Annotated in this window: 3 protein-coding genes and 2 pseudogenes; 3 read left to right on the top strand and 2 right to left on the bottom strand. The window is 66.6% G+C overall.

The features are described from left to right. From ACZ7L5_RS44875 to ACZ7L5_RS44865, 3 genes and pseudogenes are all read left to right on the top strand, one after another. Nucleotides 1-413 (top strand): annotated as a pseudogene (locus ACZ7L5_RS44875) (hypothetical protein); the annotation flags it as partial. Nucleotides 414-955: 542 nt separating this feature from the next. Further along, complete coding sequence (locus ACZ7L5_RS44870; RefSeq protein ID WP_471524876.1) at nucleotides 956-4108, top strand: hypothetical protein; 3153 nt, start codon at nucleotides 956-958, stop codon at nucleotides 4106-4108. Nucleotides 4109-4265: 157 nt separating this feature from the next. Next, nucleotides 4266-4982: pseudogene (locus tag ACZ7L5_RS44865) on the top strand (helicase-related protein); the annotation flags it as partial. Nucleotides 4983-5228: 246 nt separating this feature from the next. Here the strand turns inward: ACZ7L5_RS44865 and ACZ7L5_RS44860 are convergent. Both ACZ7L5_RS44860 and ACZ7L5_RS44855 read right to left on the bottom strand, forming a co-directional pair. Then, complete coding sequence (locus ACZ7L5_RS44860) at nucleotides 5229-5765, bottom strand: SMI1/KNR4 family protein (protein WP_471524874.1); 537 nt, start codon at nucleotides 5763-5765, stop codon at nucleotides 5229-5231. 35 nt (nucleotides 5766-5800) lie between these two features. Next, a complete protein-coding gene (locus ACZ7L5_RS44855) occupies nucleotides 5801-16414 on the bottom strand; it encodes a LamG-like jellyroll fold domain-containing protein (protein ID WP_471524880.1) in 10614 nt (3537 codons plus the stop codon). Nucleotides 16415-16887: the final 473 nt, after the last annotated feature.

Here is a 16887-nt window from a genome sequence, read left to right as displayed (position 1 = left end):
TCGTCGTCGACAAAGAGAGCCGCACGAACCAAAAGCACGTCTTCCGAGACGACAAGCTCAAGGAGCACGGCTTCGACCTGAAGCAGGAGTGCCTGTACCTCGGCTCCCCCAACGAGCTCGAAGACCTGTTCACCAACGACGACTGGGCTGAGACAGCCAACGCATTGTGGAGGCCGAACGCCGAACGCGGCCCCTGGCAACCGCAGGAGATCGAAGAGCTGCGGGCCGGCAAGTTCAGCTCGCAGTTGCTGGCCCTACTCAAGGGCGGCTCCCTTGAAGGACCGAAAAATAAGGAAGACCTCATGGTCGGCATCGCCGCACACCTCGCGAAGGAGCGAATCCCCGCCGCCCTGTCCACAGTCTTCGATGCTCTCGTCAGTCGCGCGCAGGACGCGGGGCCGCATCTTTGGTAGCCGCCGCGGCCTGACGCGCCGCGCGCCGGGCCTTCATGCGCATCAGCCGCTGCTGCGGCGTCGGCGCCTCCCATGTATGCAGACCGGCCGAAGCCACCCACTGAGACCCGTGGTGACCCGGATCGTCGCCACACCAGCGGCAGCCGTCAGGAGAGGGCAGGTCCCTGCGATGCACGCGTATGACCCGGCCACCGCCCATGGAGCACCGCCCGTGTACGTCGGAATACCTTCGATATGAACACTTTCCCCGGAAGGCCATGCTCAAAGAGTGCCACCTGCCACTGACAACCGGACGGACGCGTTCAGCTCCCTGTGCCGACTGAGGCTGTCATACGCATGTCGGCCTTGCTCCAGCATGCCCTTGTTTACCGCCCGTTCTCCGCTTTCCAAACGTACCCAGTCCTGGATAGAACAGGCCATACCAGAGGGCAACCTGGCCCTGAAGCAGCGCCGCAGATCTGCGGCGTCCGTTCCGATAACGTCCGCCGTGCCTGCCAGAGGCAAGCAAGCGTCTCTGGTCGGTGGCGAGCAAGGAGTGCAGGATGCCTGCGAGGCTGCCCGCGGAGGATATCCGTCTCAGTGCGCTTGTCAGCCGGCGCAGCGAACTACCCCTCACCCCTCCCCTCTCTGCTCCCGATGTGCTGCCCTTCGGCAAGCTGTCCCCGCCTGTGTTCGAACGCGTGGTCTGCGAGGTCATGTGGCTTGTCGATGGGATGAACGACATCCGCGGCTATGGCCGATCCGGACAGGACCAGGGCGGACTCGATCTCATTGGTAGGCGGAAAGGGAAGACGCACGTCTACCAGGTGCGCAGGATCGTCTCCCTGTCCGCGCCCGCGCTCCGCGCGGCCGTCACCGACTTCACCGGCCCATCCCGCACTACGACCCCCCAAGAGGGGTGGTCCGAGCGTCGGTTCAACACGGTGCGTTTTGTCCTGGCGACCGGGTGCACCGTCGATGACACGGCCGTGGAAGACGAACTCGTCGCCTTGCAGGAGCGGTACCAGGACGACATAGACATCGAACTGTACGACGCACGCGCCCTTTCCCGATTCCTGCGGGAACGCCCGTCCATTGTCGCTGGTGTCTTTGGTCCAGAGTGGGCCAAGGCGTTCTGTGGGGTAGAGACGCCACCGGTGCCGTCCATGCCGCATGGCTACGCGCTGTTGCACGACCCGCTCGAGCACCTGGGCCTGGCGGACGCCCTGCACCGCGCGCAGCAACTCGCGGAGACGGAGCCTGGGCCGACTGCCGAGCTCTTCGGCGATCTGGCGCATGAACTCGAGCAGGCCTCGTTCACCGGGCATGCCGACCAGCTCCGTACCCAACGGCGCGACCTGCTGGCGTCCGCGGGACAGGCCGACGCGGCCTTCACCGTTGCGGCCACGTTGATGCTCGACCGGTACGAGACCGGCGATCGCATGTTCGTGGATCAGCGCCTGGAGCGGCTGGCTTCCAACGCCGGCGGCACGGCATTCGACATCTATGTGGTCTTGAAGGCGCTGACGGACTGGTTCGAGTACGGATACGACCTCGCGCCGATCACGACCGCGCTTGTAGCTGTGGTGCAGGCGAGCGATCCCCTGGCAGCCCGCCTGGTGCTGGCGGTAATCGAGCAAATCGTTGCCGATGAACACCCCGACGATCATCCGGCGGGGCTGGCTGATCTGGCTTCCGAGGTGGTCACCTCTCAGAGTGGACTCTTGCGGATTCGGTTGGAATGCTGTCTGGCGGACCTGGCCATACGAGCCGGACAGAGCCCGGAAGAGGCCTACGCCGACCTCGACCGGCGCGCTCTGGGCGGCCGCATACCGGAACGGTTCGCGGTCCTGGTGCACATGCGCCGCGGACGCGCGCTGGCCCTTGCAGACCTCGGAAGCGAAGCCATCGAGGTCTATCGGCGCGCTGTACTGGCCGCTACTCGAGAGGGCCTGGGAGGCGACGCCCGGCACGCCCTACGGTCCATTTCCTTTCTGTCCGACCAGTACAACGGCGGATTCAAGGAATCGTCCCAGGCCATGCTCTCGGCCCGCACGGTCGGCGCCAAAGGCGCGCGGCTCATCGACCTCTCCTTCAACCCAGCCGTCAGCGCGCTGGAAGCCCTGGTCGACGACAGACTGCCGGACGCCTCACGAGCCTCGCACCATTGGCTGTGGCAGGACCGGATCTCCGGTGCGCTGACCGACGAGAACCTCGCCCACCAGCGCTACGGCGAAGTCTTCAACCGCGTCGGAGAAGCAAAGCACGCCGTGCGTCAACTCGTTCTTGCTGGCCGCAGGAAGGACGCACGCTCCGCCGCCGCATCGCTTCTCGAGTACCTCGATGTATGCGACCTCCTGGAGGTGCGTGCGCGGTGGGTACGCAGCGCGGCCGCAGCGGTGATCGGCCAGCAGGCGGATCTCATTCCTGATGACGCCGTCGCGGGCATCGCCGCCCGCCTGACGGAGATCGTCATCACAGGCGCGCAGACAGGGCTGACCGGCATCCGTCCGGTCCAGGAGGCTCTCGGAGCGCTTGCAGCGCTCGATGAGCGACTGCCGGCGGCGTCAGCGCAACAGGTGCTGCCACTGTTGGTCGAATGGATCCCCAGAGAACCGAACGTCTCCCGGTTCATCGACGAGCAGATGCTGGCTTTCCTCGGTGCATGCATCAAGGCCGAACTGCCCGTAGCCGACCAAGCCGTCCAAGGCCTAATGGATGCATGGAAGCTCGATATAAAAGGCGCTGAAGGTCTGCTTGCCGGCCTGCAAACCCACCTGCCGTCGGCTGTGCCAGTAATACGCCAGCGGGCGCGGCAAGGACACCGCGGGGCCACGGCCCTCCTGGCCGACTGGCAGGTGGACGACCCGTCTGTCCCGGAGATCGCCCGAGAACTGGCCGACACCGTGCTGGCCGAACCGGTCGGGACCGTCCGCCCCTTCTATTCCATGGGAACCACCGCACGGCAGTGCGCGGCTTACCTCACAGCGTGCTCCAACGACCACAGCAGCGTGAGCACAGGCGAGCCGACCAGCCTCCTATGCGAACGTGTCGCTGCGCACCTGCTGTTGTGGGCCGAAGATCGCAACGACATTTCCGACCGACGCTCCGAGGCCGTTCGCGCCCTGTCCATCCTCGCTGAAACCCTGTCGGCGCCTGTCCGAGACGGCACGTTCAAACGGCTCATGGACCTATATCAAGATCTCACAGAGCACCCGGCCAACGCCCTCGACGGACACACCCAGCACCCCCTGAGCCGCTACAAGATCAACACTGGAGGAGACTGGCGTCTGCCCACAGAAATCCTGCACGCCACCGCCGTCCTCGCCACCAGCGCCGAACAAGCCAAACGCGTCGAACAGCGCCTGCTCCCCCACCTGACCCATCCCGAACAAAAACCAGGCCACGGCCGGCTCCAGGCGCAGACCGTGCTCACACTCGACCGCCTGACCCCCACGCCAACGTCCCTGACGGCCACCCACCCCTCACCACTCATGCGGCAGACCGCCGTAATCTGCTGGGGCCGCGCCGATCACCGGGATCCTTCCCTGGCACGCATCTTCGCCGAGGACTCCAACACCGGCGTACGCCACAACCTGGCCCGTACTCTCGCTGAGCTCCCCCCAGGCGAGCGCCTCAAGTACGAAACCATCACCGAACGCCTCCGTACCGACAACAGCGCACGCGTCCGCCGAGCCACCGCGCTGATTCCGTAAACGCGACGCTCAACGCCACAAAGCTGCGCCCGAGGCACCAACGGCATACACGTCATCGACCCCGTGACTGTCACCTCAAACCATGCCTCGCAAACATGTCCGCGACGCATCGGACCAGCTCAAGAACATCCCGATTATCTTCAGGGTCGGTAAAACGGACGAGGCCCACAGGACTTCCGGCTCGATAGGTAAGGCGTGGGCCGACGTCCACAACCAGGCCGTGATCGCGTCGCACCGCCGGCTGTACCTGACGGCCACGCCGCGGATCTGGGAAGAGCGTCTCAACCGCGAGGTGGCCGAGGGGGTGCGGGATCCGCTGCCGCGAGAGATGGCGGCTTCTATGGACGATGAGAAGGTCTTCGGGCCGGTCCTCTACAAGCTCTCGCTCGCGTCTGCCGTCTCCCGGGGCTTGTTGGCGCGATACCAGATCATCGTCCTGGAACTCCAGGACCCGGTCGTCACGCCCGAGCGGCTGATGGGCGAGGAACGGCACACCGAAGAAGTCCGCGGGCAAAGGCTCGGTGCCCTCCAGGCCGCGCTCCTGCACACCATGGCGCAGCACGAGCTCCAGACCTGCATCACCTTCCACCACCGGACCATCGAGGCACAGGCCTACGCGGAGGGCCTTCAGCGCGTCGCGGCGAAGTTGCACGCCAACGAGCCCGAGAAGTACCCAAAGCGGATCTGGGCGGACTGGCTGTACGGCGAGCACGTCCCCGAACACCGGCGGGAAGTCCTCGGCTCGTTCGGGTCTACGGCGCAGCGCGCCGTGCTCTCCAACTGCCGCGTCCTGGGCGAGGGCGTCGACATCCGCGCCGTGGACTCTGTGGCCCTGCTGGACCCCAAGAGCGCCCCGCACGACATCGTCCAAGCCCCCTGAGAGCGGCGAAACGGAGCAGCAGACGGGATTCTTCCTCGCCCTCCCCGGGCGGCGGCCCGACGGTGAGGGTGCCGGTCCGGGCTTTGTTTGCCCGTGATCTGAACGGTCCAGCCGGACTGGGCAGCCGAGCTGCGGCCAGCCATTTGCGGCTCAGACAGGCCAGCGTCGGTGCCTGCTCGGCCCAGTGAGGGCCGAGGCAATCACTACAGCAGGACGAAGATCACCACACTGGCTGTGCCCTCACATCTCACGCCAGCTCGCGAACTCATGACGCTCCCCCGTCGACAACCGCTCGCTGAACGGATCCACCTCACCGGTCAGGACCGCCATGCAGAACGATGCCATGCCGCTGTGGAACACGGTCCAACGGTTCGTTCCGTACGGCGTCTGCCTGCGGAACACAGCCACCCTCCAGCCGTCGGGTTCTCCCTCGCACAGCCAGAAGGCGACATCACTGCTGGCAGTGTCCGCGAACGCCAGCAGGGGCGGCAAAGCGCCGGATGGTAGGAGGGCACCCAACTCGCCGCGGTCACGGTCCGAGAGCGGGGGATCGACTTTGTCCAGAAGATCTCCGTACGCCGAGCCGAGGACCGGCGGTGTGCTGATGGAGAGGTACTCGTCGATCTCGCCGCCGCCGTACGATTCCACGAACTCCCGGTAATCGACCGGAAACACCAGGTGCGTCGTCCGCTCGATTTCCTCCCAGTCCACCGCGTCGCCGCCGAGATCGGGCCGCGGGAGCAGCCCGTACAGGCGGGCGACAGCGGGGTGGGGCATGAGGGGTTCCCTTCATGTGTTGGGAGGCGGGCAGGTCACGGTTGACCTGGCATGGGAACGTCGGCGCCGGTGCGGCTGTCAATAGCGGTCCCCATGTTCTTCCAACCCCGGCCAGCAGTGTAAATGAGGTTCGACACGGTGGTGGCGTCGGCGCCCGCGTAGCGGCCGCTGCTGTCCCACACCGTGTAGGACATCCGGAACTCGTGGGGCACGGTCCGACTGCCTGTGTACATCGGCGTCACCTTGTACCGCACGACATGCTGAGAGTCGACGAGGGACCGCACTGTGTCCTCGAAATTCAGCATGCTGTCCATCGGAGGAATCGGCGCATGAGGCTTGCCGACGTAGGAGTTGGCGTCGGTGCCGCAGGTCGCCAGGTTGACGAGGTCCGTGCCCGATCCGCTCAGCTGGGCGCCGAGAAGATGGCAGGCATTGACGTTGCTGGGCCGACCGCCCAGATAGCGGACGTAGTCACGAGCCCAGTCGTAACCGGGCGGCTTGATCCCCTCGCGGGTCGCGGTGGGTGTGCCGGGGTGGGCGGTCACATACGCGAGGTCCAAGCACGCTTCCACACCCGTAGCGCGATTGCCGTTCGTGGCGTCTCGCGGACCGGGATTCACCCACCCCTGTCCGGCGCGACGGCAATCGGTACTGCTCTGGTCGTTCGTGTTCGAGTCGCTGCTGTCGTCAACCGCAGCTCCGTAGGCCTCCTGAGGGTCCAAAGCATAGTGGGGGTCGACGGCAAGACTGATCATCACTGCCTGATCCACCACCGCGGCCTGGGTCAAGGAGCTCCGCTGGATCGACGCGACATCGACGCGAGGCTTGGGCGCTGGTCTCGCAGGCGCCGGTGTGGGCTTGGGACCCCGGTTAGGGTTCTGCGGGGTAGGGGGCTTGGGCGGCTTGACGTTGGTGGATCCGCGGGGAGTGCCGCTCGGACGGTAGGGCGCGTTGCCGCGGTGGACGGTGCCGTAGTTCGGGCGCCCGGAGGAACGGAATGTAGCCGGTCGGCCGGTGCCACGCGTGGTTCCCGGGCGGACGGACGAGCGCACGCCGTAGGGACGGCTTGCGGAACCGTGTTGGCGTTGGAAGCGGTTGGACTGCGAGCGGCTTTGCGCACGGCTCTGTCCCCTGCCTGCACTGCGGGTTGTGGCACGGGTGTTCGGGCGGGTGACGCGTCCGGAGAATGAGCTCCGGGTGCCTCCCCTGCCGAGCGTGCCGACCGATCCCCAGCCGCTGCCCATTTCGTGATGCCGCGAGTGCCCGGTGGGATCTGTCGCGTCGAGCGGATCACCGCCCACGTAGGTATAGCGGTTGGCCTCCGCGGACGGGACCGGGTCGAGCAGCCAGGTGTCACGGGAGGTGAAGGAGCCGGTGCCCGGCCGGTACCAGCGCGCTGCCATGTTGACGTCGCCGGTGCTCGGGTCGGTCCAGCCGGACTGGTAGCCGACGGCCGGGGTGGTGCCGGAGGTGGCGGTTTCCGTGCCGAATGGGTCGTAGGCGGTGGAGCCGGTCACCTGGGCGGCGTCAGGGTTGAGGCCGGCGACCAGGTCGGTGTGCTTGTCGGTGACGGCCCATTGTTTGGTGCTTCCGGTGGCCAGGGAGAGCAGCGCGCCTTCGGGTGTGCGGTTGTAGTTGGTGGAGCCATCGTTGGCGAGGCGGTTGGAGCCTCCGTCGTAGGTGAAGGAGGTCGCGCCGCGAGTCTGGACGCGGTCGAGGGAGTCATAGGTGTAGGTGGCGGAGCCGTCGGTGATCTTGCGTTCGAAGGCATCGAAGGTCAGGGCTCGCGCGGAACCGGTGTTCACCGATGCCAGCGTGCCGCGTGCCGAGTACGCGAACTGCGTTGTCCCGTCGCTCAGTTGACGGTTGCGAGCGTCGAAGGTTGCCTCTGCCGTGCCAGCCTTGGTGCGGTTACCTGCAGCGTCCCACTCGTAGGCCGTGGTCGCCGCGCCCTTCGTCCACGACGTCAAGCGTCCGGCGTAGTCATAGCCGTAGGTGTTGTCACCGGCTCCCGCCGTGCCCGTCGTCTTCTTGGACGTCGAGTTGTCGTCGAGGTCGTAGCCATAGGTCGTCGACGCGACGGTCGTAGCTCCGTCTGGGCTCGTAACAGAGTCGCTCTTGAGACGGCCGAGGTCGTCGTAGGTGTAGGTGCGCTTGGCCGTGACGGTGTAGGACGTGGCGCTTTCGGGCTTGGAGGCGTACTGCTCCAGGCGGGGGCGGCCGGCGGCGTCGAAGTCGTACCAGATGTCGTTGTTGGTGATGGAGTCCCAGACCCAGTCGATCCGGCCGGCGCTGTCGTAGCCGTAGTTGGTGGTCCCTCCCTTGGTTGTCCGCTTGGTCATGTTGCCGTCGGCGCTGTAGGCGTAGCTGGATGTGCCCCCGGGGCCGGTCGCGGTGAGGAGTTGGCCGCGGTCGTTGTAGGTATAAGTGTTGCGGGTCAGGCCGTCATCTGTGCCGGTCGCGGTGAGGCGGCCCGCGAGGTCGTAGTCCAGGGTGCGGTCAGTCGTGGCTGCTTCCGCGCCACTGCCGGTCTCATGGACGAGGCGGCCCAGGCCGTCGTAGGTGTGCTCGCGCTTGACCCCGCCGGGGAGGAGCTCCGTCACCGGTTGTGCGGCCTTGTCGTAAACGGTGGTCCAGGTACGGTCACCCGGGTTCGGGTGTGCCGTTGTGGACGGTTCGATCGTCGACTCAGGCAGGTCCCAGCTGTTGAAGGTGTAGATGGTCTTGTTTCCGCGTCCGTCGGTCAGCCGGGTGCGGTTGCCCGCGGCGTCGTACCCGAAAGCCGTGGTGATGGAGTCGGTGGCGGAGACCGGCTCCACCTGCTTGGTCATCCGGCCCAGCGCGTCATATGTGTATGTGGTCCGGGCCTTGGTCTGCGCGGCGATCACAGCGGTCCGGTTGCCCGCGGCGTCGTACTCGGCGGCCCTCGTGCGCTGGGCAGTGCCGCCGGTGCCGTAGTCGGTGGTGGCGATGGCGTTGCCGAGGGCGTCGTAGGTGGTGGCCGAGCGGCGGTTGGTGGCGTCGGTGGTCTCGGTCTGGCGGCCGAGCCCGTCGTAGTCGAAGCGGGTCGTGCCGGCCGGGTCGGTGATGGTCGTGGTCTCCCCCGCCGGGTTGTAGGTGGCGGAGGTGGTGATGCCACCCGGGCTCGTGAACATGATCTGGTTGCTCGCGTCGTCCCAGGTGTAACGGCTGGTCAGGTTCTGCAGGCTCGGGGAGCGCTCGACCGTGGTCCCCGTGACCTGTCGGCCCAGTTCGTCGTAGGTCGCCTCGGTGCGCGCGCCGGTCGGATCGGTGACCGACAGTTGGAGGCCGGTGGGGGTCCAGGTGAAACGGGTGATGCCGCCGCCGTCGGTGCTTGCGGAAGTGAGCAGGTCCGGGTCGGTTTCGGAGGCGGCGAGGGCTGCAGCCGCGTCGGCCACCGGATCCGTCGTACTGGTCAGCTGGCCGAACTCGTCGTAGCCGTAGCGGGTGACGCGGCCCAGCGGGTCGGTGACCGTAGCGGGCAGGCTCAGCGCGTTGTAGGTGGTACGGGTCGTCGCCGTCAGGGCAGCGGCGGAGCCGGGTGGGGTGTAGTCGGGCAGGGTTGTGGCGGTTGCTCGGCCGAGGCGGTCGACCTCGGTGCGGGTCACCTTGCCGCGGGTGTCTTTGTCCTCGGTGGCGTCGCCGAAGGTGTTGTAGCCGGTGAGGGTGATCGGTTTGACCGTCGCGGCTGCGGTGCCGTTCTCCTCGGCCTGTACCGCCGGTGCGGTCTCCTGCACGAGGCGGCCCAGGGCGTCGTAGCGGTAGGTGGCGGTGTGTGCGGACGCGTCGGCGCCGGTGACGTTGCCGCGCGGGCTGACGGAGGTCAGCATCAGACCGCGGTCGTCATAGGTGTGAGTGGTCGTGTGGGTGCTGGTGCCGTCGGTGACGGTCTGCTCGGTGACGTTTCCGGCGGCGTCGTACTTCGAGGCCGTGGTGAGCTTCTTGTCACCGGTGATGGTCTGTGTCTGCTGCTTGAGCCGGTCGTCGCCGTCGTAGGTGAAGGTGGTGGTGCGGTTCAGGCCGCCGGGGTCCAGGACGCTGGTATCGGTGCGGCCTAGGGCGTCCACAGTGGATGTCTGTGTGGTCTTGCCGCCGGCGGTCACCTGCTTGGTCAGGTGACCTGCTGGATTGTAGGTGTTGGACTCCAGCACGATGTCGTGCTTCGTGCCGTCGGCCTGCGTGACCTGCTTGGCGGTGGTTGTCGCCGGCAGTCCGTCGTCGAAGTAGGTGTAGGAGGTCGTCGCGCCTATGGCGTCGGTGGTCGAGGCCAGGCGGCCGGCCGGGTCGTAAGCGTTGGACTGCATGGTCAGGTCCCGAATGGTGCCGGACGGGTCGCCGGTCCAGTCGTCGAGGACGGTCGTGGCGTGGTGATCGCGGGGCGTGTAGGTGTAACTGACGTGCGTCCCAGCCGGGTCGGTCATGCCTTTGACGCGGCCAAGCTCGTCGTGTTCGAGCAGAGTAGTGTTCTGCTCGGGGTCGGTGACGCTGTCGTTCAGGCCGTGCTCGTTGTAGTGGTACGTGGTTGCGCGGGAAGTGTCGCCGCCGGTGGTGTCCGTCGTGGTCTCGGACAGCAGGTTGCCGTCCTCGTCGTAGTCGCGGGTGATCTTCGCGGTGTGAGTGGTTGCGGTGACCTCGTTCTTCACCGCGGCGCCGGTCTCGGCTACGACGTGCGAGGCCTTGTCGTAGCCGTAGTTGGTGGTCACACCGTTCGGGAAGGTGTCGGATATCTGGGTCTCGCTGACCTTGCGGCCCAGTTCGTCGTACGTGTACTTCGTGAGGAGCCCGGACGGGGACGTGGACTCGGCCAGGTCACCGTTCGAGAAGTAGCGGTACGACGTCTTCGCTCCCCCCGGGCTGCTCTCGGTGAGGACCAGGCCGGGCGGGGTGGTGCCGCCCCCGAGCGCGGTCTCGGTGCCCGCGGTGTAGGTGGTGGTGGCGGTGCTGTCGTCTGGGCGGACCGTGGTCAGGGGCAGGCCCTGCGAGTTGTACGTGTAGGCGGTGCGGTAGCGATTGTCTTTGTAGTCGCTCGACCGTTGGTCGCGGTAGGTCAGCGGCTTGTCGTTGCGCGGGTCGAGCGGGTCACTTTCGTTCAGGTAGTAAGACGAGAAACTCGTCCAGCATGAGTCGGCGTCCCGGCAGGTCGTGGTGGAGACGACGTTGCCGCGCGCGTCATGACCGGTGACCGTGGCGTGGCCGTTGGGGTCGGTGACGGTATGGCGGTTTCCGTCGGTGTCGTAGGCGTAACTGGTGACTGCGCCGGTGGCGTCCTTGCTGGCCAGTAGGCGCTGGCCACGCAGGGCGTCGTAGCTGGTGGTGCTGGTGTGCTGCCGGGGGTCTGTGACGGTCACGGTGGAGGTCAGGCCGGAGTCTGCGGCCTCGGACTGCGCCCGGTAGTGGGCGGAGACCTGGTCGGCGGTCAGTGGCTTGCGGTAGAGGGCGACCTCGTCGATCTGGCCGTCGAGGTAGTAGGTGCCGTTGGCCAGGCCCATCCAGCCGGAGCTTGCGTAGCCGCCGCCGAGGTAGGCGTACGGGCGGGACTGGTCGACGATGGTGCCGTCCAGCGAACCGACTTTCACCCCGTCGAGGTAGAGGGTCTGCGTCGTGCCGGCACCGGAGAGCACCACGTGGTGCCATTCGCCGTCGGTCACCGGCTGGGCGGAGACGATGGGAGTCGCGCCGGAGGCGCCGGACAGGTAGAACTCGCCGCGCAACTTGCCGGAGCCGTCGATGTTCAGCGCCGGCCGCCACGAGGTCGGTGTCTGGCCGATCGGCGCGTCCTGGAGTCCCAGCAGCACGGCCGACGGCTTGGAGGTACGGAACCACATCTCGGCGGACAGGTCAGTGGTGCCGGCGAGAATGGAGCCGGGTATGGCGACGGTTCCGCCGGTGCTGAGCCTGACGGCCCGGTCGTCGCCCGCTCCGAACACGCCTGCTTGGTCCAGTTTCGAGACGTTGCCCGTGTCCGGACGGAAGGTGGCGCCCATAGCGGCGCCGCCGACCTCACTGCCCAGCGCCGTGCCTTCGCCTTCCCCGAGCCTCCAGTACGCGGCGGGCGCGTCGGCAGCGGCGACACCGTCGTACTGGTCCCCCCGGCCGGTGACAAGGCTGCGCCTAGCCTGGATGTGCTGATTGGGGACGTCGGTCTGTCCGGCGCCAACGGGGACGTAGGTCCATGTGGTGGTGCCCGGCTTCTTCTGGAACGCCACCAGTGGCTTGTCGTAGAAGGCGACTTCGTCGATCTGGCCGGTGAAGTTGCGGTAGCCCTCAGCCTCGCCGTCCCACAGGGGTGAGGAGTAGCCGCCACCGACGAACACACGGGAGAAGCGGGCCGTGTCAATGCCCGTGGTCGTGCTGCCCTGGTGGTCGCCGTCCACGAACAGCGCCTGGATACCTTCGTTGCCGGTGAGCAGCACATGGTGCCACTTGTTGTCGGTGACCGTCCCCTTGGAGAGGAGACCGGCTGCACCGCCTGAGAACCTGCCGCGCAGTTTGCCGTCGGAATCGATCAGCAGCATCGGCCGCCACAGGGTCGGGGTGTCGCCGAGGTCGGTGTTCTGGTGGGTGACCAGAACACCCGAGCCGGTGGTCTTGAACCACAGCTCCAGCGACATGGACGTCCCCGTGCCCAGGGATTCGGCAGGCATCTCGATCGCGCCGTCGCCGGTGAAGCCGACCGCCGTGTCGTCGCCGTCGGCGAAGATGCCCGCGGTGCCCGGTCGCACGCCGTCCAGGTAGCTGCCCGCGTGGTCGTCACCGAGAGGACTGGTGGCTTCGGCGCCGCCGCGTTCACCCAGCCGCCAGTAGCCGGTGGGGCCGCTGCGTTGGATGGTGTCCGCGTAGGAGGATGAGGAGGTCGAGTAGGCGGGTGGAGACACCTTCCAGGTGCCGCCGTTGTTATCGGTGTGCTCGGTGAGGCGGCCGCTGACCGGGTTGTAAGCGGCGGTGGCGTGGATCCGGCCGGAGGGCAGGGTGACCTTGGTCATCTTCCCGATCGCGGACCGTGCGGCGTAGTGCTCGCTGATAGTCGCCGGGTCCAGGGTGCGGCCGTAGAAGGCGACTTCGTCCATCTGTCCCTTGAAGCGGTACTCGCCATTGGCCAGCCCCATCCAGCCGGAGCTGCCGTAGCCTGCGCCCAGGTAGGCGTAATCACGGGACTGCTCGGTCAAGGCGCCGGTCAGTGAACCGACTTTCGCACCGTCCAGGTAGAGGGACTGGGTGTTCGCAGCGGCGGTCAGCACGGCGTGATGCCACTTGCCGTCGGTCACTGTCTGCGACGAAACGATCGGCGTAGCACCGGGATTGCCCGTCAGGTAGAACTCGCCGCGCAGCTTGCCCGCGCCGTCGACGTTCAGCACGGGCCGCCACGAGGTGGGTTTCTCCCCCAGTTCGGTGTTCTGGAACCCGACCAGGACACCGGAGGGCGTGTTCGTCTTGAACCACAGCTCGATCGTGGGAGAGGCGGCTGTCTTCAGCGTGTCCGCGGGCAGTTCGATGACCGAGTCGACGCCGTCGAACGCGGCAGAGGTGTCTTGCGTGCCCGCGATGGCCGAGTCGGCACCCAACTGGGTGTCGCGGTGGACGGCATCGTTGAGGCCAGTGCGCGATACGGCCTCGCTAGCCGCGACGGAGCCTTCGCTGTCGCCGAGACGCCAGTAGGAGGTGGGGGCCGAGTCCAGGACAATGCTGCGGTAGACGGAGCCGGTGCCGTACTCGTACAGGGTGCACTTGGTCGTCGAGGACGGCGGGCACACCTTCGTCAGCTGATCACCCGTGTAGGTGTATGTCCAGGTGAGACCAGGTGTGTTGGCATCGATGGCGCTCGTGGCTACCGTGCTGACGCGGCCGCCGGACCAGGTGAAGGACAGGGTGCGGCCCGACAGGTCGTCAGTCACCTTCCGTACGGGACCGCCGGTCGCGGTCTCATGGGTGACAGTCTGACTGCGGCCGGCCACGTCTGTGATCTCGGCGAGCACACCACCCGCCAGGAATCGGTAGGCCGCGCCGGAACGTTCCCGCAATACCCAGTCGGTGGACTGGCGGGCCAGGGTCAGCGCCCCGCCCGGCGGACCGGTGTAGGTACCGTCCGCATTCTTGCCGAACCGCACCTGCGAGCCGTCGGACAGGGTGACGACCACCGTCGAAGTGGCCGCCTCCTGGCGCAGCACCATGTCCCACCGGGTCGACCAGCCAGTGCCGAAAGCGTTGTCACGGCGCGGATCGAGGGAGTTGTAGGTGCGGGTGACCGCCAGCTCGGGACCGACCGTGCTGATCGACGCGTCGGTGGCGGCCGTGACGTAGTTGCCCTCGCGGGTACCGATCTCCTTGCCGTCGTCCGCGCCGCCGAGATGGCTGGTCACACTGGGCTGCGGGACCTGCGTGGTCAGCAGCGCCGCGCCGGGGCGCGTCGATGTCGCGGAACCGTCGTAGGCGTACCCGTACCAGGCGTACGTCTTGTCCCACGACAGCCAGCCGGCAGGCACCGGCCACTGCTGTTCACTGGTTCGCGCACCGGTCCTGCAGTTCTTGCGCAGGTTATTGCCCTCGACCTCGCAGACCTCGAAGGAATACTGCAGTTCGGCCTTCGGGTAGTGGTCCGCGTCCGTGCCCTTCGCCCACAGCGTCGGGGTAAGGGTATCGACGCTGACACCGCTGCCCGGGGACTCAGCGGTCAGCTGCGGTGGGATGTTCACCGAGGAGATCTTCACCGCGGGTCCCGGCACACCGGCCGAGGTGAAGCGACTGACGCCAACCTCGTCCATCGTCCACTGCACGGTATAGGTGGCGGGCGTCAACGGAGCGATCTTCGCGTCCAGGGTCACGCTCTCCCCTGGTGAGACCCCCTCCGGCATTGACGTCCAGCGGATCTTCGAACTGTCGGTGATCTCCTTGCCGACGGAGTCGAACAGGTTGTAGCGAAGTTTGTAGTTACCGCCGGCAGGCCAGGTCTCCTGGCCCTGGTTGGTGACGGTGACCTTCTCGACACCCTCGGTGGTGGCGGTCACCGGAGCGGTGAAATCGCCCAGCTTGTAGGTGGCGCCGTACTTGGTCCAGGTGACGTCCAGGCTGGGCTTGCCGTTCGGGTAGTCGTCGGAGCCGAAGTGCTTCCAGCCCTTGGAATCGGTGGAGGATGCCTTGACCGCCAGGCCGTAGTTCTTCTTCCGGCCGTGCGTCCAGTCGTCGACCAGTTTGCGGCCGGCCGAACCGAGCTTGATGCTCTCCCAGGCTGGCCCGCACGACCAGGTCTCCGTGCCCGCCGGCTTCCAGCCGTGAGCGAAGCTCTTCGACGCCAGCGACGAACCGGTCGACGGGCCGGGCCACTTCGACGTCGTCGACTCAGACCAGTTCGAGGTGACTGGGTGCACTGTGACCGGGCGAGCGGTGCACGAATACGACCAGGAGTTGTACAGGGCCAGGTTCGCGCCGATCACCCAGGCGTTCTTCAGGGTGGTCTCCAGACCGGTGAACCGTAGGAACGCCGCCGCCTTGTGACTTCCGCCGTCGTAGGTGCCCACCTTCAGCACCGTGTCTGAGGCGAAGTTCTGGTTGTACGGGTACTGGACGTAGGTGCCTGAGGTGGCGTCGACGGACTTCACCGACGGGTCGACCCTCACTGGATAGACCCGCTCGGGCGCGGTCAGCCAGTCCTTGTCCAGGGTGACCACCAGAATCTGGCGGCCGCCTTCCTCAGCCAGGCGGTAGGCGACTTTGGAGGAGATGGCGCCTTCGTTGGAGTCAGGGGCAAAGTTTGAGTCCTGCATCCAGCCAGCCGGCGTCCAGGCACGAATGGTGCCGCCTGCGTCGGCGAACATGACGTTGCCGTGTTCGTCGAGGCTCGCGGTGAGTCCCTGCAGCTGAAGCGGGAACCGCCACTCGGTGGGCGCGGAAGCGTCCTTGAGGATCAGAGTCTCCTTGACCGAGCCGGTCCCCGCGACGAACTCCACGTCGGAGCTGGTTCGTACGTCCTCGTAGGTCAGGACGCTGCCGTCGGCTTGCCCTGTGGCAGCCTGCGCTTCGTCCACGCCGTATCCCACAGAGACACCATCGTCGACCTGCATCCGCACGACCGGATCGGCATCGGCGGTACCGGCGAACTCGATCGACGCCTCGGTCGAGGCAGTCTCCCAACCCTCTTCGCCCCCACTCATCGTGCCCGGGCCCGAAGACTCCTGCGGCACCAGGGAGGTGTCTATGGACTGCCAGCTGCCGTCCTTGGCACGGAAGTTGACCGGCTGGGTGTAGAAGCGGGTGGTGTACGTGCCGTCCGCGTTGCGGTAGGTGCGTTCCCTCTCGCCGCGCTCGCTCTTGACCTCCTTGCTGCGTTTGACATCAAAGCCCTGAGGTGAGGCAGCAGTTGGAGCCTCGCTCATGCGGACCGATCCCGGCTTGGGTGTCTTCACGGTGGTGGGCAGCCTGGTAATACCGCCCGACTGATCAGCGGGCAACTCACCGCGACCGGTAACCGGCCCTTCATGCCCACCCTTCGAGGCGGCATCTGTCGCCGTAGCGTCGGCACTGTGACTGCGCCCGGCGGCCGAACCCCACCTTTGGTGCGGCGCGTCACCGGAGGAGCTGGCCGCCCGACCGAGGGCGAGCGTGGCCTGCTCAGTTCCGGCCAACACGGCCAACATCAAGACAACAGCGACAACAAGCGGACGTGCCGGACGCACGGAACCCCCCACAGGAACCGACCAAAAGTAAAGATGTTCTAAACGATCTCCATGTGAAATCACAAGATGCGCACGTGCTTTTACAATGTGGAGTGACCACGATCACGCGACACATCCGGGTGAACAGGGCAGACGGTCACCACGAACCCAGATTCGGCTCTCTGAGCCTTCCGCTGTCGCCTGCTGAATCAACCGACCATACGAGCACCTGACGCGGTCTCGACATCGGTGCCGCACGCAAGACCTGGCGACCGGAGCACCCTAAGGCGCCGAGGGGGCGTGGCATAAACGGGTGAGCCCACCAGGAATCGAGTCACCGCTGCCTCGTGCTTGCCCAGGTCGCCCAAGGTGGCGACGTGGGTTTCTGTGCGGACAGCGAAGTCTCTCGTCGCCACGGGTGGTGCCCTTCCTGCCGCGCGCTCGCCCGGCCCAAA

The organism is Streptomyces sp. NPDC107528, from assembly GCF_055639295.1.
This window is presented reverse-complemented; position numbering and strand designations above follow the sequence as displayed.